Here is a 22,415-nt window from a genome sequence, read left to right on the forward strand (position 1 = left end):
GCCCACCGGCGGAAGGGGGTGGGCCGGTACATCACAGCCCGTCGCGTACGTGGTCACAGGCAAGGACCACCGTGACAGCAAGCAGAGGTGTCCATCAGGCGACGGGCTTGATGTACCGGCCCGCCCCCGACCCACGACGCACCGGCACCCGCACCCGGCACCCGGCGCCCGGCGCCCGACACCCGGCACCCGGCACCCGGCACCCGGCCCCCGCCCAAGGCTCAGCCCGTCACCGCCTCGTAGAGGCTCCAACCCCCCAGCCCCAGCATCAGCACCGCCGCCACCTTAGTGATCAACTCCAACGGCACCCGCTTCATCAGCGCCTTGCCCCCGACGATGCCCAGCCCGGCCACCGCCCACAGCGCCAGCACCGCACCGAGCCCGACGGACAGCGGATCGTCGTAACGCGCCGCGAGGTTCGCCGTCATGATCTGGGTGAGGTCACCGAACTCGGCGACGAGGATGAGCATGAAGCCCGCCCCGGAGACCTTCCAGAAACTCTGGTTCTCGGGCTTGCGGATCTCCCCCTCGTCCTCGTCCTTCTTCATCAGCAGCACCGCGGCACCACCGAGGAACAGCACACCGGTCAGCGCGTGCACGATCTGCTGCGGCAGCAGGGTGAGGACACTGCCCGCCGCGACGGCGAGGGCGACATGCAGGGCGAAGGCGGCGGCGACACCGGCGAAGACGTAGGAGGCGCGGTAGCGCGTACCGAGGACCAGACCGGCCAGGGCCGTCTTGTCCGGGAGTTCGGCGAGGAAGACGACGCCGAAGACGAGCGCCATCACGCTGAAGCTGATCAAAATTCCTCAATCGGTCGGGCTGCCCCACCGAGAGTGCGGTAACTGCGCTGCGACACCTCGGCACGGCAGCGCACAGCGTTACCCGCACCGGGAGGCGCGGGCAGGAGCACCCCCGCCGGGCGAAAGACACGGCGCGGGCAGTGCACTGCTTGCCGAAGGTCTCGCTGGCCGACCCCTCGAACGAGGCCTGCCTCCGGGCGCCGGCTCAGACGAGCTGAGCAGTATGTCGACGGTCCGGCGAAGAGCTACTCCCCTTCTGCGCCATCCATCGTACGGGATGCCCGGACGGGGCCCGTAGGGCCTTTGGTCCCAAGCCCAATCGGACCCAAGCCCCACCGGACCCCAAGCCCAATCGGACCCAAGCCCAACCGGACCGGACCCCAAGCCCCACCGGACCCAAGCCCAACCGGACCGGACCCCAACCCCCACCGGCCCCCAAAACCCCCACAACCCCCCACAACCCCCCACGACCCGCCCCCACCACCAGCCTTGTCGTGACCATTACCGTCGCGAGCATTGCAATGACATGAACACGTCACTAGCTTCTAACCCGACTCACACCTTCTGGAAATACGCCGCCGCAAGCATGTGCTCGCTCACCCCCAACGGCCCCCCACTCCAACGGAGTTCGCATGCCAAAGGTCTACGCGCGTCGACGGCTGAGCATACTCGCAGCCATCACGGGCCTGATAGCCATGGTCGGGATATTCAACGGCCCGACCGCCTCCGCCGCGCTGCCCACCCCGGTCAGCGCCGCCACCGCCCGCACCTACCTCGCCTCCCTCACCGTCGCGACGGAGAACCGCACCGGCTACAGCCGCGACCTGTTCCCGACCTGGATCACCATCAGCGGCACCTGCAACACCCGTGAGTACGTCCTCAAGCGCGACGGTACGAACGTCGTCACCAACTCCGCCTGCACGGCCACCAGCGGCAGCTGGTACTCGGTCTACGACGGCGCCACCTGGACCGCCGCCTCCGACCTGGACATCGACCACCTCGTCCCGCTGGCCGAGGCCTGGGACTCCGGTGCCAGCGCCTGGACCACCTCCCAGCGCCAGGCGTTCGCCAACGACGTGACACGCCCGCAGCTCATCGCCGTCACGGACAACGTGAACCAGCAGAAGAGCGACCAGGACCCGGCCGAGTGGATGCCGCCCCTCAGCTCGTACGCCTGCACCTACGTCCGCGCCTGGGTCCAGGTGAAGTACTACTACAACCTCTCGGTCGACTCGGCCGAGAAGAGCAAGCTGAGCTCGGTCCTCAGCGGCTGCTGACCCCGGCGAAGCGGCCGCCGAACCCCCCACTGAAGCGGCCCTGGTCACATCGCGGTTCCCGGAACCTCCCCACCGGCCTCCGTCGTTCCGTACCGTACGGGCGGGGCGACGGAGGAAGGGTGATCACGATGGCGGAGCTGCGCCTGGGACCGCTGCTGAGGTACGTCGACGGCTCGTCCGCGACCTTCTGGGTCGAGGCGAGCCGTCCGTGCACGGCGGAGGTGCGGTGCGCCGACGGCGCCCGCGGAAAGGCCCGTACATTCCAAATAGCGGGCCACCACTACGCGTTGGTGCCGGTGACGGGACTGACCCCGGGCACGGCGTCCTCGTACGAGGTGGTGCTGGACGGGATCCCCGTCTGGCCGCTGCCCGACTCCCCCTTCCCGCCCTCGGTCGTCCGCACCCCCGAAGGGGACGCCGCCGCCGTCCGTGTCACCTTCGGCTCCTGCCGCTGGGCCGCGCCCCCGGAGGACGAGAAGGACCCGGCCGGGCCCGACGCCCTGGACACCCTCGCCGCCCGCATCGCCTCGGCCCCCGAGGGCGAACGCCCGGACGTGCTCCTGCTGCTGGGCGACCAGGTGTACGCGGACGAGGTCTCGCAGGCCACCCGGGAGTGGATCGCCGCGCGCCGCGGTCTCGCCGACCCGCCGGGCAACCAGGTCGCGGACTACGAGGAGTACACCCGGCTGTATTACGAGTCCTGGCTCGATCCCGAGATCCGCTGGCTGCTGTCCACCGTCCCGAGCTGCATGATCTTCGACGACCACGACGTCATCGACGACTGGAACACCAGCGCCGCCTGGGTCGCCGACATCCGCGCCACCCCGTGGTGGCGCGAGCGGGTGCTGAGCGGTCTGATGTCGTACTGGGTCCATCAGCACCTGGGCAACCTCTCCCCGCGCGAGCTGTCCGACGACCTCCTGTACGCCGCCGTGCGGGAGACCCCCGACGGCACCGACGTACTGCGCGCCTTCGCCTCCCAGGCCGACACCGACCCCGCCTCCGTCCGCTGGAGCTACCGCCGCGACTTCGGCCGCACCCGCGTCCTGATGGTCGACTCCCGCGCGGCCCGCGTCCTGGAGGAGAAGAGCCGCGCGATGCTCGACGCCGGGGAGGCGGCCTGGCTGCGCGAGCAGGTGCTGGACGCGCCCGGCTCGTACGACCATCTCCTCATCGGCACCTCCCTGCCCTGGCTGCTGCCCCCTCTCGTGCACCACGCCGAGTCGTGGGACGCGGCGCTGTGCCGGGGGGAGCGGGGCGCGCGGTGGGCGCGGTTCGGGGAGTGGCTGCGCCGGCGGGCGGACCTGGAGCACTGGGCGGCTTTCCCGGAGTCGTTCGAGGAGTTGGCGGCGCTCGTCGCGGAGGCCGGGTCGGGGGCCCAGGCGCCGGCGACCGTGCTCGTGCTCTCCGGGGACGTGCATCACGCGTACATCGCCGAGCCGTCCTGGCCCGGTGGCCCAGGGCCCGGCGCCCGGGTCCTCCAGCTGACCTGCTCCCCCGTCCACAACTCCGTGCCGCTCTCCATAAAGCTCGGTTTCCGCTTCGGCTGGAGCGGACTGGGGCGGGCGATCGGGCGCCGCTTCGCCCGGCACGGCCGCTGCGCGCCCCTGACCGTCGACTGGCGCAAGTCCGGCGGCCCCTGGTTCGGCAACCAGCTGATGACCCTGACGCTGCACGGCCGTTCCGCGTCCCTGCGACTCGAACAGGCACGGGCCGTACGCGTCGGGGCCCCGCGGCTCACGACCGTGGAGGAGTCGGCAATCACCCCGTAATAAGCCCATTGCGTACGGTTGTTGCATGCGATGTCCCTGATGATCGTGACGCATCCCACACCGGGTGGCGATCATCTGCTCCCGGGCTCGGCTCGCGCACCGTACGACGGCATGATGAGGCGGACCGTCCGCTTCCAGCGGGCGGTCCGCCGCCATGACCGTCCGCCTCCGGTGGTCGGTTTGCCGCCACGCGCCCCACACGCCCGGGAGTCACACCGTTGTCTGCCGCACCCTCCCCCGATTTCTCGGCCGCGCTCGAACAGGGGGGACCCCCATCGCCCTCCGGGACCACCCATGTCGCCGTCGCCGTCGTCGGGGCGGGCCCGCGCGGCACCAGCGTCCTGGAGCGCCTGTGCGCCTCCGCCCCCGAGCTCCTCGCGCCCGGCGCGCGGCTCACGGTGCACGTCGTCGATCCGGACCCGCCCGGACCCGGACGCGTCTGGCGCACCGCGCAGTCCCCACAGCTGCTGATGAACACCGTGGCCTCGCAGGTGACCCTGTTCACCGACGAGAGCGTGGACTGCTCGGGCCCGATATGTCCGGGGCCGAGCCTGCACGCCTGGGCGGACGGCGAGCTGGGCCCCGACGAGTACCCGACGCGCGCCGCGTACGGCCGCTACCTGGAGTGGGTCTTCGGCGAGGTGGTGCGCGGGGCGCCTCCGGCGGTGCGGGTCGAGGTGCACACCGCCCGCGCGGTACGGCTGGACGACGCGCCCGACGGCCGCCAGACCCTCGCCCTCTCCACCGGCCGCACCCTGACCGGACTCGCGGCCGTGGTCCTCGCGCAGGGCCATCTCCCGGTGCTCGCGGACCCCGCCCAGCAGCGGCTGGCCGCGCACGCCGAACGGCACGGCCTGCGCCACGTGCCGCCCGCCAACCCGGCCGACGTCGACCTCTCCCCGCTCACCCCCGGCGAACCGGTCCTGCTGCGCGGCCTGGGCCTCAACTTCTTCGACCACATGGCCCTGCTGACCACCGGCCGCGGCGGCCGTTTCGTCCGGACCCGCGCGGGCCTGCGCTATCGGCCCTCGGGCGACGAGCCGCGGCTGTACGCCGGCTCGCGGCGCGGCATCCCGTACCAGGCGCGCGGCGACAACGCGAAGGGCCCGTACGGCCGTCACACGCCGCTCGTCCTGACCGCCGAGGTGATCTCCCGCTTCCGCAAACGCGCGGACTCCGGTGACCCGCCGGACTTCCTGCGCGACATATGGCCGCTGGTCGCCAAGGAGGTGGAAACGGTCTATTACGAGGGGCTGTTGGCGCTGGGGCCCTCGCGGGGCGGAGCCGACTTCAGGGAGCGTTTCCTCGCCGCCCCGCACCGGAGCCCCCAAGAAGCCGGCCTCCTCGACGAGTTCGGGATCACGGACGCCGACCGCTGGTCCTGGGACCGCCTGTCGCGCCCGTACGCGGGACATTCCTTCACCGGCCCGGGCCCCTGGCGCAAGTGGCTGCTCGGCCATCTGCGCGAAGACGCCGAACAGGCCAAGCTCGGCAATGTCGACGGACCCCTCAAAGCCGCCCTCGACGTGCTGCGCGATCTACGCAACGAACTCCGCCAGATCGTGGACCACGGCGGCCTCTCGGGCGATTCCCGCCGGGCCCATCTGGACCGTTGGTATACGCCGCTCAACGCCTTCCTCTCCATCGGGCCGCCCCGGCGGCGCGTCGAGGAGATGGCCGCGCTGATCGAGGCGGGCGTCCTGGACGTCCTCGGTCCGCGCCTGGAGGTGCGCACCGAGGACGGGGCCTGGGTCGCGCACTCCCCCGACGTGCCGGGTTCGGCCGTCCGGGCGACGACGCTCGTGGAGGCGCGGCTACCGGAACCGGATCTGCGACGGACGGCCGACGAACTGCTCGCCCGGCTGCTGAAGACGGGACAGTGCCGCCCGCACACCGTCGACGGTTACGAAACCGGAGGGCTGGACGTAACACCGCGCCCCTATCGTCTGATCGACCGTCAAGGGCGGTCACACGCACGGAGGTTCGCGTTCGGAGTGCCCACGGAGGGCGTGCACTGGGTGACCGCGGCCGGGGCCCGGCCGGGCGTGGATTCGGTCACGCTTTCGGATGCGGACGCGGTGGCGCGGGCCGCGCTACGTGCGGCGACGGCAGAAGCGGAACCGCAAGCGGAGGCGGACCGATGGCCAAATGTTGAACTTGCAAGCATTGATTAGGTTCGCCTAACGTTGATGACTCACTCGGTTCCGTCCCCGGATCCGGTCCCCCATGGACCGGACCAGACCGAAGGAGTTCCCCCACATGACCGGACGCCTCAACAGCGCCCAGCCCTACGCCATCGGCCTGTACCGCATCGTCATCGGCCTGCTCTTCGCCGTGCACGGTGCCGCCTCGATCTTCGGCGTGCTCGGCGGCGCCGCCGGCACCGACGGCGGCACCCTCGACGCCGGCACCTGGCCCGGCTGGTACGCCGCCGTGATCCAGCTCGTCGGCGGCGCCCTGGTGCTCCTCGGCCTCGGCACCCGCGCCGCCGCGTTCATCGCCTCGGGCTCGATGGCGTACGCCTACTTCGACGTGCACCAGTCGGCCGCCCTGTGGCCGATCCAGAACGGCGGCGAGCTCTCCGTGCTGTTCTGCTGGACCATGCTCCTGCTCGTCTTCACCGGCTCCGGGGCGCTCGGCCTCGACCAGCTGCTCGCCGGCCGCACCACCGCCTCGGCGACCGAGGAGAAGCCGGCTTCCGAGCCGGTCGCGGCCTGACCCCTCGTACGACGGCGAAATGATCCCCGCGCGAACCGGCGCCCGCCTCCTGAATCAGGAGGCGGGCGCCGCTGTGCCCGCACCGGCCGGTGAAGACGCTGCTGTGCCCGCACCGGCCGGTGAAGACGCTGCTGTGCCCGCACCGGCCGGTGAACGTGATGTGACAGACACATGAGCCCCCCGTGGATCTCCTGTCACAGCCGCCGCGTACGCTGTATGGCTGTTACAGGCCGCCCCTGCCGCTCCCCGCGACGTCGCGGCGTGGTCGTGCCTACGGGGGATTCCAGGGGAGTGTTGCAGTGCTTGAGAGCGTGGGGTCGCTGACCGGCAGCCCATGGATCTACGCGGCCGTGGCCGTGTCCGTCCTCCTTGATGTGTTCCTGCCGGTCCTGCCGAGCGGCGTACTCGTCATCACGGCCGCCACCGCCGCCGCGGGCTCCGCCACCGCCGCCGTCCCGCAGGCCGTGCCCGACATCCTCGTGCTCACCCTCTGCGCGGCCACGGCCTCCGTCCTCGGCGACCTGGTGGCATACCGCCTCGCCTGGCGCGGCGGCGCCCGCCTGGACCGCGCCATCGCCCGCTCCCGCCGCCTGACCAGCGCGCAGGAACGTCTCGGCGTGGCCCTCTCGCGCGGCGGCGGCGCCCTGGTCGTCGTCGCCCGCTTCGCCCCGGCCGGCCGCTCGGTCGTCTCGCTCGGCGCCGGCGCGGCCCACCGCCGGGTCCGCGAGTTTCTGCCCTGGTCCATCCTCGCGGGCCTGACCTGGGCCGGATACAGCGTCGCCCTCGGCTACTTCGGCGGCCAGTGGCTGGGCGCGACCTGGCTCGCCACCGGGGTGTCCTTCGGAGCGCTGTTCATCGCGGGCGCGGGAGCGGCGTACCTGATGCGCCGCCCCGCACCGCGCGAGTCGGGCACCGGCGCCTGACTATCCGGCGCGCTGCGCGGCCGCGCCGCGCACCTCCAGTCCGTCCAGCAGCTCGGCCGTGGCCGCCGCGATCGCCTCGACCGCGTGGTCGAAGACCTCACGGTTGTGGGCGGCCGGGGCACGGAAGCCGGACACCTTGCGGACGTACTGGAGCGCGGCGGCGCGGATCTCCTCCTCGGTGGCCTCTTCGGGGAGTACGGGCGGGCGGAGGGTCTTGATGCTGCGGCACATGGCTCCAGTCTCGCGCGTACGCCGCCGGAACGGTCACCGATCCGGTCACTCACCCCGGCGGCCCACCTGGCCCGGCCACCTCTGGTCGGGGCGCCCCGCTCCGGCCGTCCTGGTCGGGCCGCCCCGCTCCGGCCACCCCCGGTCGGGCCGCCCCGCTCCGGCCACCCCCGGTCGGGTCGCCCCGCTCCGGGAATAGCGCCCAGGGCCGCCCGATTGTGCAGAACATGACCACTGTGAGCACTCTGGAGATCACGTACGTCGGCGGCCCCACGGCCGTCATCGCGCTCGGCGGCGTACGGCTGCTGACGGATCCCACCTTCGACGCTCCCGGCGAGTACCCCATCGGAGCGCGGAAGCTGGTGAAGACGGCCGGACCAGCCCTCCCCGCCGCCGAGATCGGCGTGGTCGACGCCGTCCTGCTCTCGCACGACCAGCACCCGGACAACCTCGACACGTCCGGCCGTACGTATCTCGCGGCCGCCCCGCTGACCCTGTCGACGGCGTCGGCGTACGAGCGGATCGGCGCGCCCGTGCGGGCCGTGCCGTCCTGGGAGCACGTCGAACTGCCGCGCCCCGGCGGCGGTGTGCTGCGGGTGACCGCCGTGCCCGCGCAGCACGGACCCGACGGCTCGGAGCCGCTGGTGGGCGAGGTGACCGGTTTCGTGCTGTCCGGGGAGGGGCTGCCGAAGGTGTACGTGAGCGGCGACAACGCCTCCCTGGACGTCGTACGGGAGATCGCCGGCCGGGAGGGTCCCTTCGACGTGGCCGTGCTGTTCGCGGGCGCGGCGCGCACCCCGCTGGTGCCGGACGCGCCGTTGACCCTGACGAGCGAGGACGCGGCGCGGGCGGCCGAGGTCCTCGGCGCCCGCGACGTCGTGCCGCTGCACTTCGAGCACTGGGGCCACTTCACTCAGGACGGCGGCACGCTGACGAAGGCCTTCGCGGAGGCCGGCCGCACGGACCGGCTGCACCTGCTGGAGCCGGGGGCGACCGTGCGCCTCCCCCGGTGACACCGCCACCGCGCAGGCGATTGCCGGGCTTTGAGCAAGCTTCTCCGAGGATCGGCTCAGGTCTCCGAGGGTCGGCTCGGGCTTGCGTTCTCCGAGGATCGGCTCAGGTCTCCGAGGGTCGGCTCGGGCTTCCGTTCTCCGAGGATTGACTCGGTCTCCGAGGATTGACTCGGGCTTCCGTGGCTTGTGATCATCGTCGGGGCCCTCGCTCGGAGGCTCCGGCAGAGAGAGGCGAGGCCTCATGGCCAATGAACGATTCACGGTGGCGGTGCTGGGCCCTGGCGGTATCGGCGGTCTGCTCGCCGCGCTGCTGGCGCGCGCCGGGCACCGGGTGATCTGCGTGGCCGGGGACGCGACGGCGCGGGTCCTGGTCGAGGACGGCATCCGGGTACGCAGCGGGCAATTCGGCGACTTCACGGCCCGCGTGGAGGCGGACACCGAGCTGCGCGAACCCGTCGACGCCTGCCTGATCGCGGTCAAGGCCACGGCGCTCGACGCGGCCCTGGAGCGCGTCCCCGCGAAGGCGCTGGGGGACACCGCCCTGGTCGTCCCGCTCCTGAACGGCGTCGAACACCCGGCGACCCTGCGCGAGCGCTACCGCCCGGAGCAGGTGGCCCCCGCCGTCATCCGAGTCGAGTCGACTCGCCTCTCTCCCGGTCTGATCGACCACGGCAGCCCCTTCGCGGAAATCGACCTGACCGGCGACACCGTCCCGCGCGAACGGCTCGACGCGCTCGCCGGTGCCCTGGAGTCGGCCGGTGCGCGGGTCCGGGTCCAGGACGGCGAGGCGGCGACGCTGTGGGCGAAGATGTCCTTCCTCGCGCCGCTCGCGCTGCTGACGACCCGGTACGGGGTGCCGCTGGGCGACGTACGAACGGTCCACCGCGAGGAGTTACTGACCCTGATCGAGGAGATCGCGACCGTGAGCCGCGCGAGCGGCGCCCCCGTCGACCCCGCCGCCGCCCTCGCCCGCTACGACACCTTCCCGGCCGCCATGAAGTCCTCCATGCAACGCGACGCCGAGGCCGGCCGACCCCTCGAACTGGACGCCATCGGCGGGGCGTTGCTGCGCGCGGCCGACCGGTACGGCGTACCGGTGCCGGTGGCGAGACGACTGGTGGACGAGCTGGAACCGATCAGCGGCGCTGGGGTTTAGGGGGGGCAGAGGGTCGAGGCCGGGGCAGAAGGCCGAGGCCAGGGGCAGAAGGATGGGGCCGGGCCCCGGCTGGACAGGCGAGGCGCACCCCCCGCCGGGGGAACGCCGGTTCACCTCCCGGTGAAGCTGTACGACCACAGGACCGTGCCGCTGTCCCGCCAGGACAGCCCGGGGTCCACGAACTTCAGTGCGGACCCCTGGCAGTCCCTGTCCCCGTAGAGGTAGACCCGGCGGCTGGTGTGATTGGCCCCGGAGATGGTCTGGGGCGACTGGTAGCACAAGGTGGTGTCCGGGTTGGAGTCGACGTGCTGGTTCCCGTCCGTGTCGGTCCACAGGAAGTAGCAGGCCCCGCCGCCGGGCGGGGGGCAGGCGGGGGTCTTGGCCTCGGCCTGCGCCATGCCGGTCGTACCGGCCGCGAGCGCAAGCGCGACGACGAGACGCAGGGCGATTCTTCGCACGGACATACAACTCCCTTTGGGTGGGGGAAAGTTGATCGCATCACATCGCGTCGCATCAATGCATGCATGCGTTGATGCACTGACACGATTATGTGCGAATTGTCCAGGTCACCCCGACATGACGTCTATCACCCACACGGGTGTGCCACGAGCCCGAGGGTCACCCTCCCTGTGACGGCAGGCCCGCGAGGGCCTATGAGGGCAGGCCAGAACCTCTTAAGAACCACTGGGAACCTCTCAGGCACGGGACTTGGCCAGCAGCTCGACGATCTCCGCGGTCGTGCCGGTCTCGCCGAGGCGGGGGAAGATGCGCTCGACGCTGTTGCGGTGGGTCTCGATGTCGATGTCGGCCATGGCGTCGGTGGCCAGGGTGACGTGATAGCCGTGCTCGTGGGCGGCGCGGGCACTGGACTCGACACCGATGCTGGTGGCGATGCCCGCCAGCACGATCTGGGTGATCCCGCGACGGCGCAGCTGGAGATCGAGGTCGGTGCCGTAGAAGGCGCCCCAGTTCCGCTTGGTGACGACGATGTCCTCGGGGTGCCCGGCGAGTTCGTCGACGAGGACGTCCCAGCCCTCCGGCCAGGTACGGGAGTTGCTGCCGCCGTCGATGCGGCCGGGCGCCGCGTCCGAACCGTCGGCTGCCGCGGTGACCCGTACGAGAACGACCGGGAGGCCGTGCTCGCGGAAGGTGTCGGCGAGTCGACCGGCGCGCTCCACGACCTCGGCGACGGTGTACGGGGCGAGATGCGGGTTGCCGACGATGCCGTTCTGGAGGTCGATGACGACGAGCGCGGTACGGGGGTCGAGGGTGCTGAGTGCCATGGTCAGGCCTTTCGGGGGGTGAGCGTACGCAGTGAACGGTCCAGCAGGGTCGCCGCCGAGAGCGGGACGGGGCCGGCGAGCACGAAGAGCCGGTGAAAGGCGTCCTCGCGGTGGGCGCGGGACGGCCGCGTGGAGGAGCCGAGCCTCGGTATCACGGCCGGGTGAGCCGTTCCAGCAGGGCCATCGCCTCGATGACGGTCTGCCGTTCGGCTTCGGTACAGCGGTCCTGGAAGGCGCGGGCGAGCCACTCCACGCGGGCCTGCCGGGTGCCTTCGACGCGCTCGCGCCCGGCGTAGGTGAGGGTGATCAGCTGACGCCGGCCGTCGCCGGGATCGGGGTTGCGCGCGATGAACCCGTGCTGGTCGAGCGCGGCCAGCACGGCGGCCATCGACTGCGGGCGGACCCCCTCGGTGGCGGCGAGCCCACTGGCTGTCGCGGCCCCGCTCTTACTGATCAGCGTCAGCGCGGACAGCTGGGACGGCGTGAGGTCCTCGGTCTCGGAGACCTCGCGGATGCGCCGCCGCAGCCGGCTGAACGCCACCCGCAGATCACGAGCGGCCCGCCCGGCCGACTCGGAGACACCTTCGACACCCTCGCCGTCCGCACCCCCGCCACCCCACTCCCCACCCATGCCCATGCCCATTGCCATTCCGTCACGCTAAATCCTTCAGTCCAGGCTGTCCAGTTCAACCTGTACAGCCTGAGCTGACGGATTTCCCCGTTCGCGTGAAGTCCCGGAAGGAACTCGCTTCCCAAAATCGAACAGGCGTAGCATTGCGGCGTGGCTGCGACCTATGACTTTCCGAGTGACCTCCTCGCCGGTCAGGAGGAGCTGCATCAGGTCCGGGCCGAGCTGTTGGCCCTGCTGAAACGACTCCCCTGGTCGGTGGAGCCCCTGGACGGCTTCAGTGACACGGGCGGCTGGCGCAAGGTGGAGCGCCCCGCGTCCCCCGGCTGGACCGCCGACGAACAGGCCGAGGTGGAGAAGCTCCGCCAACGCGAGCGCGAGCTCGCCGTCTTCGTGACTTGCCACCGCTTCTGGTCGGAGGTCGCGCCCCCGGAACAGGTCGAGGCCCGCATGAGCCTGAAGCACGCACACGAGGACCCGTCGTGAGCCGCTGATGTCCACCGTCGTCGATGTCAGCCGTAGACCTCAACGTCCACTGGCTACGGCCACTCCTGCCGGGGTATCTGGCTGAGCATGCTTGCTCTGCTCTATACCTCGGACAGCGCGGCAACCACGGCGTGGGCCTTCGGGGGAGCCATTCTCATCGTGCTGGCGATGGGTTGGTACATCCGGATGGATCTCACCTGAGGCGCGATCCGGATTTTTCGGAGTTCGACGGCCTGCGGATGTCGAGAACGTGCCACCGGCTCCGTCCCAGGGACATCAGAGGCCACCACCGGCCGCACGCGGAAGATCACGCGGAAGAAGGAGAAACCAGCATGGCGATTCAGCGGATGGACAACGTCGGCATCGTCGTCGAGGACATGGATGCCGCCATCGCGTTCTTCGTGGAACTCGGTATGGAGCTGGAGGGCAGGGGGGAGGTCGAGGGCCTCTTCGCCGACCAGTGCACCGGACTCGACGGCGTCCGCTGTGACATCGCGATGGTCCGGACCCCGGACGGTCACAGCCGGCTCGAGCTGGCGAAGTACCGCAGCCCCGCGGTGATCAGCGCCGGGCCGCGCAACCGGCCGCACAACATTCTGGGCACGCACCGCGTCATGTTCGCCGTCGACGACATCGAGGACACCGTTGCCCGCCTGCGCCCGCACGGCGCCGAACTCGTCGGCGAGATCGCCCGGTTCGAGGACAGCTATCTGCTCTGCTACCTCCGCGGCCCGGAGGGCATCATCGTCGGACTGGCCGAGCAACTGCACTGAGAAGGATGAACCGAACCATGCAGCCGAACGGAAGCCATGAACGCGGCTTTAGGCGGAAGTGCCATGGGGCGAGTGATCATGGCCCATTGAGCTGATGGCGAGCCGGGCAGTCTGTGGACCTGCCGCACGACATTGGGCCATGATCTTCCAGGCTCGCCCCAAGGTGACTGCGGGGCGGCGGGCGCACGCCGCCGCCCCCTTGTGATGTTGGCCTTCGGTCCGCGTTGATCCGATCCCCTGTGGGACGGCTAGAGGCTGTTGGGGTTGCTCTTTGGGGGTGTTACCCCTCGGCGTGGCTGCGCTCGGCGCGGTACTCGTCCAGTGCTGTGACCGGAAACGATCAGCGGGGTGGTGCTGACCAGCCTCAGTGTCACTGGTGATGCGGGCCAGGCCGACGGTCGACGAGTTGGGTTCTGTCGGTCCACAGCTTCTGGGCCGGCTGGTCTCTGGTCTCTGGTCTCTGGTCTCTGGTCTCTGGCCGGCTGGTGGCTGCGGGTCAACCGCGCACTGCGGCCAGGCATTCGTCGTACAGGTCGATGATGTCGCCCTTGCCGCCGTTGGCGACCCACGTCATCGATGCGGCATCCAGGCACGCGAACGCCGTCGCGATCACCGCGCGGGCCCTCGGATCCGCGCTGCCGACAGCGGTCTCCATGCGCGCCTCGACGAGCGGCAGCAGGTCCTCCTGGAACCGCAGCCGCTTTTCGAGATAACCGGCACGCAGCGAGGCGGTGTTGTGCAGGAGACGGAACCGCTCCAGGGCCTGCTCGCGGCTGTCGTGCAAGGCCAGTACAGCGGCAACCCCTGCGCGCAGGGCCTCCCAGACACCGACTTCGGCCGGCAGTTCACTGATCGTGTCCGTCAGGACCTGCCCGAACCGGTCCTGGCCGCCGCCGAGAAGGTCCTCCTTGGTGCCGAAGTAGCGGAAGAGGGTGCGCTGGGAGACACCGGCCTCCCGGGCGATCTGGGCGATGGTCGTCTCGTCGTAGCCCTGCTCGGTGAACAGGCGCAGGGCCGTCTCAAGGATCTCTCGGGAGGCCAGCTGCCGTGTCCGGTCCCACAGCGTGGCCGGCGCACCCCTCGCTGTCTCGGCTTCCTGCTTCATGCACCCAGATTAACCCAGCACTGCCAGATGGACGCTCACACGCAGGTTGGCAGTCACTGCCAACTGGTCGTACGCTGCCATCAGGTGACCGTCGCGGCACGGGCCGCCCCACGGACCGGAGCCGCCACCGATCACCCCCTGCCTCCCAGAAGCACGCGAAGGAACGCATCATGTCTGCACCTGCAGCTTTGATCACCGGTGGAACCAGCGGCATCGGCAAGGCGACCGCTGAACTGCTCCTCTCCCGGGGCTACCGCGTCATGGTCACCGGCGTCAGCAAGGTCGCCGACGCCGGACTTCCCGAAGACGTCACGGTCGTCCGGGCCGACGCCCGGTCCCTGCCGGACATCGACCACGCGATGGAGCAGGCGCGCCGGCAGTTCGGCTCCCTCGACCTGCTCTTCCTCAACGCGGGCATCTCCCGCCCCGGCCCGATCGAGTCAACCGACGAAGCCGCCTTCGACGCCCTGTTCGACATCAACGTCAAGGGCACCTTCTTCACCCTGCAAAAGGCACTCCCGCTCCTCAACGAGGGCGCCTCGGTCGTGTTCACCGTGGGCGCAGCAGAAGGGGCCGGAGCCGCCATGACAGCCGCCAAGGGCGCACTGTTGCCCCTCATGCGGTCCCTCGCGCTCGAACTCGCCCCCCGGCGCATCCGCGTCAACGCCGTCAGCCCAGGACTGATCGACACCCCTGCCTACAGCAAGATGGGCGTCTCCCAGGAATTGATCGACTCCTGGGCCGAGGTCATCCCGCTCGGCCGCGTCGGCGCCCCCACCGACATCGCCGAAGCGGTGGCCTTCCTCGCCTCGGACGCCGCCGGCTACCTCACCGGCGACAACCTCACCGTCTCCGGAGGCATCGGCGTTCACGCCCGCCCCTGAACAAGGTGAAGCGGCCCCGCACGGCCCATCTGGCACGTAACACGGCCCATCTGGCACGTAAGTGGCACGACGCCGAAAAGTCGCCGAGAAAGAACGAGGCCCAGGTCTCCGGCTTCGCACCGGGTGACCTGGGCCTTAGTCGCGTCCTGAGACTGGTGGGCGCGGACGGTTTCGAACCGCCGACATCCGCCTTGCAAGTTCGATCACTGCACGATGCGAAGTGCAGAAACGAGGCCCGCCGGTCGCTCCCACATCCGGCTCCAGCCACCGCCGTGTGCCGTCGTTCGCCGTCGTTGATGTCAGTTGGTGATGTCAGACCGACTGACGGTCTATGCGCTGACGGCCAACTCTCGTGCACGCTCGCGAGCTTGGGATCTCAGTTCCTTGAGGCGGCTATGGAACGGGTTGTGACGGTTCTGGTCGAGGTTCAGCGGCAGGTCTAGCTGAGAGATGAGTTCCGACTCCAGAGTCCACGGTTCGTCGTGCTCGATCCAGCACACCCGGGCGTTCTCCGCCATCCACTGGCTGAGGACGGCTTCCCCGGCCTTGCCGAAGGTCATGCGCTTCCCGCTGCCAACGCGACGAAGCTCAATGCCGAGCAGGCAGCCGAGGGTGAGGCGAAGCGTCGATCCGGCTGCGTTGCCCCGGTAGTGATAGCGCACGCGCTTGCGCAGGTTCTGCGTGCTGGTCCGGTTCGCCATGTAGCGCGGGGCTATGCCGACGTAGAGCAGGCGCCCGGCAGCGAGATCCGCACAAGGCGCTTGGCCGAAGTGCCAGCCGTAGACCCCAGCCCCGGCCGGCACCGGGCTAGGACGCGACAAGACCTCCTGCGCCGACCACAACCGATCCGGTGCGGTGAGAGCAGCATGGCCCACGAAGCCTCCAAGGTCGGCGGACTGATGAGCGCAGGGTACTCAGATCCTCCGTCGTCGCGACGCCTTCCGTGTCCAACTCGCAGAATCGCAAACGTACTCAAAGCTCGATGCGCTCACTCGCGACGTCGTCGTCAGGCTCCCCGTAGCGCAGGACAACGTGTGCTGGTCGAAACGGGAGCGCGCGCAAGTGGGGCTCCATCACCCGATACAGAGCCTTTGCATCGGGGCCGTAAGCGAAGATCACAACCTCACCGCCACCAAACTCATTACCGTCGACCTCCCCGACACCAGCGGCGCTGACGGCGGCCCCGGCCGATCGCTCGGCTGCAAAGACCAGCGACCGCTGGTCAGGCTCACCAAAATCGTCGCCGCCCAGATGGAAGCGAGCAATCACGGCATGCTCCGGGGGTGTCTCCGGCGAGTCGAAGAGTGCGTTCTGCATGACGGCACCCTCCCTCAGGCTCTGACAGTTGATCTCCGCCCTAAGCATCCGAGCCGCAGGGCCAGCAGACGACGGCCTTGTAAGGGCGGACGTGGTCGATCGCGGGGACGTCCTGGTCACTCCGGCCGTAGCGCCAGCCCAGCTCATCGGCGCATCTCGACTGCGGCTAGCAGCCGTTGACCGTGGTTGACCGCACTATGTGGCACGACCGTGGCACGCACAGAGGGGCTACGGGCTTAGAAGGCGCAGGGCTGGTTTGGGTTGCTGCAGCTCCTGACCTGCAAACTTGTCATTACTCGCCTGGCAAGCAGAACGTCCTTCGACACGCATTCGACAAGCACCAGCCGTACCTTCCTGGCTGCGGGAGCTTGTACACACTTGGCCTGCGGGTCACAGCCCAGCGCTTAGAACGGCCTGAGCCGAGGCTATGAAGTGGTCTCGGCGTCTCGCAACGTACGGGGCATGGTAGCTGGGGATACCCCCCGGAAGCTTTGCGGGATCCCCTTGAGCGTTGCTAGCCCACTGCTCGACATGTCGATACCAATCGGATATTTCCTTTACCAAGGCATCGCCAGCACGGAAGACGTCTTGCGGTCCTTCAAGTTGAAGAAGAAGGGACACTCTCTCTAAATCATTAAGGGCCAAAAGTAGTTGGCGTGAGTCCGCGGTGAGCCTTGCCTGGAGAACTACGGCCGCAGTTTCGCGGGTGTCATTCATGGAAAAATCGGTAATGCCGGTCAGTATTCGGGCAACTTCGTTCGCCGCATGAAGTACTTCCACATAGGTATGACGCCGTGCGTCTCTCTGTTGGCCGCGCTGCTGTCGCTTCGCCGTGGCTGCAGCCGTGACGTAGGCGAAACTGGCGGTGATCGACGCGCCACCGAGGGCAGCTACTACGACTGGCCAAGAACTTGACATGTCGTCGTGTCTGCCCAGCTTGCGACGAAGTTACGACAACGACTCCGGAGGCCGCGTGGCACCTTGGCATCTCTGCTGGTAAGAGCGACTCGATGTTGCAGGAAGCAGGTGCTGGTCCACGAATGGGCCACGAGGGCCAACCTAGAGTGAAGGCGGCCCTGTCCCCATGCCAGGCACGGGGACACTTGAGTGAGCCAATGCACAGAATCCTAAGCCGCCTCCGGGCTGTTAGCCGCTAGGCGCCGCTTCAGCCGCAGACAGTGCTCGTTAGAGGGATCCCTCTGCAGGCCCTCGGTCACCCAGCGGTCAGCGGCTGCGGTGTCTTTGTCGTCGTGCATACACAGCCAGGCGAGTCGGGACATATCGGTTGCGTCACCCTCGGCATGCCTGGCTTCGAGGAGCTCGCGCAGTCTCCGTACGATGTGCCTCCGCTCGTCGGCGTCCAGGACGAGTTCCTTTCGGTGCAGCAACCCGTTGAGTCGGGAGGCAGCGGAACTAAGGTCGTGAAACGGCGGTTGCGTCAGCTCCGCAAGCCTCAACCGGGCGTTCATCTCCGCCAAAGGCTCCTCCGTTGCCCGGTAGAGTGTGATGAGTAGTCCCCATCCGTTCTGGTCATCGGGACAGTTCTCCAAATAGCGGTTAACGGCCTGGATCGCCGCAGGATTGTCAGACATTTGATTGCGCCGGAACTCCGCCAACGTCAACCACGCCTTGGGGTAACCCGTGGCCATATATTCGATTACGGATAGTTCTTGGCTGATGTCTTTCCCGAGCTCCATCTGCCTTGCTGCCGACCTCGCCAGTCGTTCAATGCGCGAAGCGAGACCGTGAGCTGCGTCGGTCGCCGGCCCAAATTCCTGGATTAGCTTGAGGTCGGAATTGACGGCAATCCTCATTGGGCTCGTCACAAGCTTCTTCTTGCCGAACAGCGAGGCTGCAAGCGGAACCGAGAGGAATTCCTCACCGCGCACCCCCTGGGAGGACAGCACCTCGACCAGAGACCTCTGTTCCAGCTCGCCGATAGCCCCCTCTACATCAAGACGCTCGTTCTCTGGCCGTAGAAGCACGGCCTCGAGGCCGAGGCGGGGTACCAGCGAACGCCAACCGCAAAGCGTGAGGAACACCCTTTGCGCTGCGGAAGAAAGCGAGGCAAAGGAACGCTCAAAGAGCGCGTCGAGCATGGCATCCTTAGCCGCGATGACCCTCTTGACAGTAACTCTGCGCCCCGCTTCGGCGATCTCGCCGAGTAGCACCTTGGTGATGTATGGGTGACCATCTGACTCGCGGTAAAGCGACTCTTCATATTCTGCGTCGAGTAGAGAAGCGATGCCCAGCCTGCCGGCGATGGTTGCGACTAGTTCCGAGTATTCTCCGCGGCGCATTCCACCAACTTCGATGGGGTAATCAGCCTTGAACTCACGCGTCCGTGTGGTAATTAGTACCTTATTTGGGAGTCTCACGGAATTGCTGACGAACTGATAGAGCTCAGCTTGCTCGCGTACAGTCTCGAAGTTGTCGAAAACGAATATGAAAGGACCTTCGTCGGCGCTCCCGGAGAGACAGTCGGCAAGATACTGTCGGGCTTCCTTTGACTTCCGAGCTGAAGGATGAGCCATCAGTCGTGAGAAGTCTTGTGCAATGTCGTCAGTGGACAGCACATCAGGCCTTACTACCCTGGGTCCTTCAGGAAGTAGATCGATGTCCCTTGCGCTCAACCACACGATGCCGAAGAACTCGTCCATGCGAGCTACTTTGTGCAGCACCTCTAGGGCAAGCGATGTCTTGCCTACACCCCCGCGTCCCTGGAGGGTGATGACCGGGTAGCGGTCGTCGCACAGGCGTTCGGTGAGCTGCTGCTCAAGTTCTGCACGTTGCACATAGTGCTCGGGAAGGGGCGGCATGTTGCTGAAGAGATTGCCGACGTACGCCATATCTGGTTGCGCCGCAGTCTCGCTGCGTGGCTGCGCTTCGACAGGTAGAAGGTAGGCGCTCCCATCGCCAGCGCGCCTCTCGTCGCTGATGTAGGAGAGTGTCTCGTACTTGCCATTCCGAAAGTTTCCGTTGGGCAAGAAGAAGTCTGTGAGATCAGGGTCTGTGAAAAGCAGCTCGCAGGCCCGTGGGCCTCCAAGATCGACGTAAGCGCCGTCGGGCAGGCTGTGCTCGCTCTCGCGCGCCAGGTACGCGAAGCCACCCTGACCGTCCCCGAAGGGGCTGATGCGATACTTTCCCGACAGGTTGCGCCGTAGATGTACCCAGGAGCGGCTGAAGGCCGGCGCGTTGTTGATGATCTCAGTGAGTGATTCTGCCAGTTGAGGACAGATGATCGAGAGCACTGCTCCTCGGGGTGCGCCATGACCACGCGTCCGGTTCCGCAGCCAGCTGAAGTCGTGGGCCCACCTGCGGAAGCTGACCTTCTTACTTGACACGTTCTCGTAGTTCGCGTCGAGGCACGTGCAGACAGCATTAAGGGAGTCGACCGCCTTACGCTGCCAACTCTCACTGCCCGGTCCGAAGGCGATGGTGATAGCGCGCTGTGAATCTTGGCCGGCGTGCACGAAATGTTGGCTGGCCGGCCCGGAAGCCAGTTGGTCGAGTAGCTCAGCCCACCTGCCGATGCTGTCCGCTCTTACGAGCTCTGAGATGGCCGCGTAACGATGATGCTCTCGGTCCGCCTGGAGCGCGGCAAGCAGTTCCACGACCAACACCTTGATGAGCATCTCACCAAGGTAGAGAAGGTCGAAAAAGTACGCTGTGTCGGATTCCTCTCGCGCCAAGTTTGCCCGCTCGAGCATACGGCTGACGGGAAGAAACGAAGTCGTAGTCATTGGCCCCCCTATTGTCCTCGTGTCGACCATCCGGCAGGTGACCCGGCGCCCCCACCGTGTCCCCCCGACGCCTGCTGGACCCTCATCCTACGGGCCTAGAAGCTGTCTGCTAGTTGACTGAATGCTCTGCACCGCTCTGCTTTCTTGCTCGCCAAACGGTGTATCAGAATCGGGCCCTGCCGTCGTACTTGGGCCAAGTGGGAGACCGGAGCAGGTGGCGGCGTTCGGGCAAAATCCGTCCAACGACGGCCGGTGCCCGGGTAGGTCGAGCGCCTCGATGCGAACTGCGGGCGGGGCTGTCGCTGAGGTCTCCCGGCCTGCTCATGAGGGTGTTAGCGGTCAGGGACGGTCGCCTGTAGTCGCCCCGGTTGCTGCGCCCCTGTGCTGTACCGCAACGAGACCCACAAGGTTCTCCGCACAGCGCTCTCGGCAGCGTGCCGGGAGGAGCTGATCGCCAGGAACGTCGTCACCCTGGTCGACGCGCCTCGGGTGGAGTCCCGCAGCCTCGATCCCTGGAGCCTGGATGAGACGCTCGCTTTCCTCACCGCAGCCCGCACCGATCCGCTCTACCCGGCGTTCGTGCTCTCCATCGCGCTCGGTCTCCGTCGTGGGGAGGTCATCGGGCTCCGGTGGCAGGACGTCGACCTCGACAAGCGCGAGATCCGGATCCGGAAGCAGCGGCAACGGGTCGGAGGGGAAGCGTACGAGGACGATCCCAAGGGGCGACGCCGTAGGCAGGTGCTACCGCTGCCGGCCATCTGCGTGGCGCCTCTGCGGTACCAGCGCATGCGGCAAACGACGATGCGTGAGCGGGCAGGTGATCGCTGGGAGGAGAGCGACCACGTGTTCACCACGCGAACGGGGCGCCCGATCGAGCCGCGCAACATGTACCGCTCCTTCACCCGGGTCGCCGAGAGCGCGGGCCTTCGGGTCATCCGGCTGCACGATGCCCGGCACGGCTGCGCCACCCTGCTCACCGCGGCCGGCGTGGCGCCCCGCGTCGTGATGGAGATCCTCGGGCACAGCCAGATCGCCGTCACGATGAACGTCTACGCCCACGTCGTCCAGGACACGCAGCGCGAGGCCGTCAGCCACATGGACCGGCTGCTCACCAGGCGCCTACAGCGCGAGTAGTACCGGCGCTGATGTCAGATCTGGATGTCAAAGACCCCCAGCCATGATCGGCTGGGGGTCTTTGGCCTGGTGGGCGCGGACGGTTTCGAACCGCCGACATCCGCCTTGTAAGGGCGGCGCTCTACCGCTGAGCTACGCGCCCAGGACGAGTTGACAGCCTACATTGCCCGGGGGGATGCCCTGCAAACCCGTATGCGGGGAGTGGAAGGGAAGGGCAGGGGCGCCGGGACGGGGCCCGGGGGTTATCCCCACCCATGATTCGGGAGCCCTCCGGATCCCCCGGTGCGGCCGCCGTCCCTAGGGTCGAAGGGTCGAAGGGCATGCGCGGTCCGGCCGCGTAGTCCGTATCAGGGGGAGATCATCATGACCCGTACCGCTCCTGTCCGCGCGGCCGCCGTCACCGGGGTCGTCGTGGCGCTCGTCGCCGCCGCGACCGCCTGTGGCGCGTCCGCCGGGGACGACAAGGATCCCGAGCACCGGTCCTTCGCCCTGCAAGGGCGCACGCTCACCGTCGACTCGGACGACTCCTCGATCGATCTCGTGGCGTCGGACTCCGCCAAGGCCGGCCGGGTCGAGGTCACGCGGTGGTTCCAGGGGCACGTCGTCGTCGGTGGGGATCCCCGGGTGACCTGGGGGATGAAGGGGGACGACCGGCTGGTGCTGCGGATGAGGTGTTCCGGGGTCGTCGCCGACTGCTCGGCCCGGCACCGGATCGTGGTGCCGCGGGGCGTCGCCGTCCGCGTCGAGGACGAGGACGGGCGGGTGACGGCGAGCGGCTTCAAGGAGGCGGTCACGGTGCGTACGGTCGACGGTTCCGTCCGGGTGACCGACTCGTCGGGGGCGCTGGACCTGCGCAGCGCCGACGGGTCGATCAGCGCGGTCGCCGTGGACGCGCGGCGGGTGCGCGCCCGTACCCAGGACGGTTCCGTACGGCTCGAGCTCGGGGTCGTACCCGATCTGGTGGAGTCCCGCAGCCAGGACGGTTCCGTCACCATCGAGCTGCCCCATGACACCTACAAGGTGACGACCGGGACCGGTGACGGCTCCGTGCATGTGTCGGTACCCCGTGACCAGGCCAGCGCCCATGTGGTGTCCGCCCACACGAACGACGGGAAGATCACGGTACGAACCGCGAACTGACCGGCCCGTGTGTTCGTCCTTAACCGGTGGGA

Annotated in this window: 20 protein-coding genes, 1 tRNA gene and 1 pseudogene; 12 read left to right on the top strand and 10 right to left on the bottom strand. The window is 68.4% G+C overall.

Translation table 11 applies throughout. The annotated features are described in order from the left end of the window. Nucleotides 1-221: 221 nt before the first annotated feature. On the bottom strand, nucleotides 222-803 hold the full coding sequence (locus ACFVXA_RS39085) for a TMEM165/GDT1 family protein (protein ID WP_383747473.1): 582 nt from the start codon (nucleotides 801-803) through the stop codon (nucleotides 222-224). 632 nt (nucleotides 804-1,435) lie between these two features. Between ACFVXA_RS39085 and ACFVXA_RS39090 the strand changes: the two genes are divergently transcribed. The 5 genes from ACFVXA_RS39090 to ACFVXA_RS39110 all read left to right on the top strand — a co-directional run bounded on the left by ACFVXA_RS39090 (nucleotide 1,436) and on the right by ACFVXA_RS39110 (nucleotide 7,493). Beyond that, the gene (locus tag ACFVXA_RS39090) at nucleotides 1,436-2,080 is read left to right on the top strand and encodes an HNH endonuclease family protein (protein WP_362032025.1); all 645 of its coding nucleotides are present in this window, start codon (nucleotides 1,436-1,438) and stop codon (nucleotides 2,078-2,080) included. 128 nt (nucleotides 2,081-2,208) lie between these two features. Continuing rightward, nucleotides 2,209-3,852 carry an alkaline phosphatase D family protein gene (locus tag ACFVXA_RS39095; protein ID WP_390028613.1) on the top strand — a complete coding sequence of 548 codons (1,644 nt, stop codon included), beginning with the start codon at nucleotides 2,209-2,211 and terminating at the stop codon, nucleotides 3,850-3,852. 218 nt (nucleotides 3,853-4,070) lie between these two features. Continuing rightward, the gene (locus tag ACFVXA_RS39100; RefSeq protein WP_390028614.1) at nucleotides 4,071-6,026 is read left to right on the top strand and encodes an FAD/NAD(P)-binding protein; all 1,956 of its coding nucleotides are present in this window, start codon (nucleotides 4,071-4,073) and stop codon (nucleotides 6,024-6,026) included. A gap of 85 nt (nucleotides 6,027-6,111) precedes the next feature. Then, the gene (locus ACFVXA_RS39105; protein WP_389758662.1) at nucleotides 6,112-6,570 is read left to right on the top strand and encodes a DoxX family protein; all 459 of its coding nucleotides are present in this window, start codon (nucleotides 6,112-6,114) and stop codon (nucleotides 6,568-6,570) included. A gap of 299 nt (nucleotides 6,571-6,869) precedes the next feature. Then, complete coding sequence (locus ACFVXA_RS39110) at nucleotides 6,870-7,493, top strand: VTT domain-containing protein (protein WP_362032017.1); 624 nt, start codon at nucleotides 6,870-6,872, stop codon at nucleotides 7,491-7,493. Here ACFVXA_RS39110 and ACFVXA_RS39115 read toward each other — a convergent pair whose 3' ends face one another. Then, nucleotides 7,494-7,724, bottom strand: a complete 231-nt coding sequence (locus ACFVXA_RS39115; protein WP_362032015.1) for a DUF2277 domain-containing protein — start codon at nucleotides 7,722-7,724, stop codon at nucleotides 7,494-7,496. A gap of 224 nt (nucleotides 7,725-7,948) precedes the next feature. Between ACFVXA_RS39115 and ACFVXA_RS39120 the strand changes: the two genes are divergently transcribed. Then, a complete protein-coding gene (locus ACFVXA_RS39120; RefSeq protein WP_390028615.1) occupies nucleotides 7,949-8,734 on the top strand; it encodes an MBL fold metallo-hydrolase in 786 nt (261 codons plus the stop codon). A 241-nt stretch (nucleotides 8,735-8,975) separates the two neighbouring features. Further along, nucleotides 8,976-9,890, top strand: a complete 915-nt coding sequence (locus ACFVXA_RS39125) for a ketopantoate reductase family protein (protein ID WP_390028616.1) — start codon at nucleotides 8,976-8,978, stop codon at nucleotides 9,888-9,890. A gap of 110 nt (nucleotides 9,891-10,000) precedes the next feature. On the opposite strand, the gene ACFVXA_RS39130 is transcribed toward ACFVXA_RS39125, so the two are convergent. From ACFVXA_RS39130 to ACFVXA_RS39140, 3 genes are all read right to left on the bottom strand, one after another. Further along, nucleotides 10,001-10,354, bottom strand: coding sequence for a hypothetical protein (locus ACFVXA_RS39130; RefSeq protein ID WP_383747485.1), 354 nt, complete (start codon nucleotides 10,352-10,354; stop codon nucleotides 10,001-10,003). 231 nt (nucleotides 10,355-10,585) lie between these two features. Then, on the bottom strand, nucleotides 10,586-11,173 hold the full coding sequence (locus tag ACFVXA_RS39135; RefSeq protein WP_362032007.1) for a hydrolase: 588 nt from the start codon (nucleotides 11,171-11,173) through the stop codon (nucleotides 10,586-10,588). A gap of 151 nt (nucleotides 11,174-11,324) precedes the next feature. Further along, nucleotides 11,325-11,804: a MarR family winged helix-turn-helix transcriptional regulator gene (locus ACFVXA_RS39140; protein WP_390028627.1), complete on the bottom strand. Its 480-nt coding sequence runs from the start codon at nucleotides 11,802-11,804 to the stop codon at nucleotides 11,325-11,327. 150 nt (nucleotides 11,805-11,954) lie between these two features. On the opposite strand from ACFVXA_RS39140, the gene ACFVXA_RS39145 reads away from it, so the two are divergent. Then, the gene (locus ACFVXA_RS39145) at nucleotides 11,955-12,287 is read left to right on the top strand and encodes a hypothetical protein (RefSeq protein ID WP_383747489.1); all 333 of its coding nucleotides are present in this window, start codon (nucleotides 11,955-11,957) and stop codon (nucleotides 12,285-12,287) included. 332 nt (nucleotides 12,288-12,619) lie between these two features. Continuing rightward, complete coding sequence (locus ACFVXA_RS39150) at nucleotides 12,620-13,060, top strand: VOC family protein (protein WP_383747491.1); 441 nt, start codon at nucleotides 12,620-12,622, stop codon at nucleotides 13,058-13,060. A 496-nt stretch (nucleotides 13,061-13,556) separates the two neighbouring features. Here the strand turns inward: ACFVXA_RS39150 and ACFVXA_RS39155 are convergent, their stop codons facing one another. Continuing rightward, nucleotides 13,557-14,165 (bottom strand): TetR/AcrR family transcriptional regulator, encoded by a 609-nt coding sequence (locus ACFVXA_RS39155; RefSeq protein ID WP_384025593.1) that lies wholly within the window; start codon nucleotides 14,163-14,165, stop codon nucleotides 13,557-13,559. 170 nt (nucleotides 14,166-14,335) lie between these two features. Here ACFVXA_RS39155 and ACFVXA_RS39160 point away from each other — a divergent pair, with 170 nt between their 5' ends. Continuing rightward, a complete protein-coding gene (locus tag ACFVXA_RS39160) occupies nucleotides 14,336-15,049 on the top strand; it encodes an SDR family NAD(P)-dependent oxidoreductase (protein WP_384025596.1) in 714 nt (237 codons plus the stop codon). Between the two features lie 329 nt (nucleotides 15,050-15,378). On the opposite strand, the gene ACFVXA_RS39165 is transcribed toward ACFVXA_RS39160, so the two are convergent. The 3 genes from ACFVXA_RS39165 to ACFVXA_RS39175 all read right to left on the bottom strand — a co-directional run bounded on the left by ACFVXA_RS39165 (nucleotide 15,379) and on the right by ACFVXA_RS39175 (nucleotide 20,076). Next, nucleotides 15,379-15,924: a GIY-YIG nuclease family protein gene (locus ACFVXA_RS39165; RefSeq protein WP_390028617.1), complete on the bottom strand. Its 546-nt coding sequence runs from the start codon at nucleotides 15,922-15,924 to the stop codon at nucleotides 15,379-15,381. Nucleotides 15,925-16,021: 97 nt separating this feature from the next. Then, nucleotides 16,022-16,366, bottom strand: a complete 345-nt coding sequence (locus ACFVXA_RS39170; RefSeq protein WP_390028618.1) for a hypothetical protein — start codon at nucleotides 16,364-16,366, stop codon at nucleotides 16,022-16,024. A gap of 1,127 nt (nucleotides 16,367-17,493) precedes the next feature. Then, the gene (locus ACFVXA_RS39175) at nucleotides 17,494-20,076 is read right to left on the bottom strand and encodes an NB-ARC domain-containing protein (RefSeq protein ID WP_390028619.1); all 2,583 of its coding nucleotides are present in this window, start codon (nucleotides 20,074-20,076) and stop codon (nucleotides 17,494-17,496) included. 429 nt (nucleotides 20,077-20,505) lie between these two features. Here ACFVXA_RS39175 and ACFVXA_RS39180 point away from each other — a divergent pair. Then, nucleotides 20,506-21,243: pseudogene (locus ACFVXA_RS39180) on the top strand (tyrosine-type recombinase/integrase); the annotation flags it as partial. Between the two features lie 67 nt (nucleotides 21,244-21,310). Here ACFVXA_RS39180 and ACFVXA_RS39185 read toward each other — a convergent pair. Then, nucleotides 21,311-21,385 (bottom strand) — tRNA-Val (locus ACFVXA_RS39185). Between the two features lie 221 nt (nucleotides 21,386-21,606). Between ACFVXA_RS39185 and ACFVXA_RS39190 the strand changes: the two genes are divergently transcribed. Further along, a complete protein-coding gene (locus ACFVXA_RS39190; protein ID WP_390028620.1) occupies nucleotides 21,607-22,383 on the top strand; it encodes a DUF4097 family beta strand repeat-containing protein in 777 nt (258 codons plus the stop codon). Nucleotides 22,384-22,415: the final 32 nt, after the last annotated feature.

This window comes from Streptomyces sp. NPDC058246, assembly GCF_042881985.1.
Classification (GTDB): Bacteria; Actinomycetota; Actinomycetes; order Streptomycetales; family Streptomycetaceae; genus Streptomyces.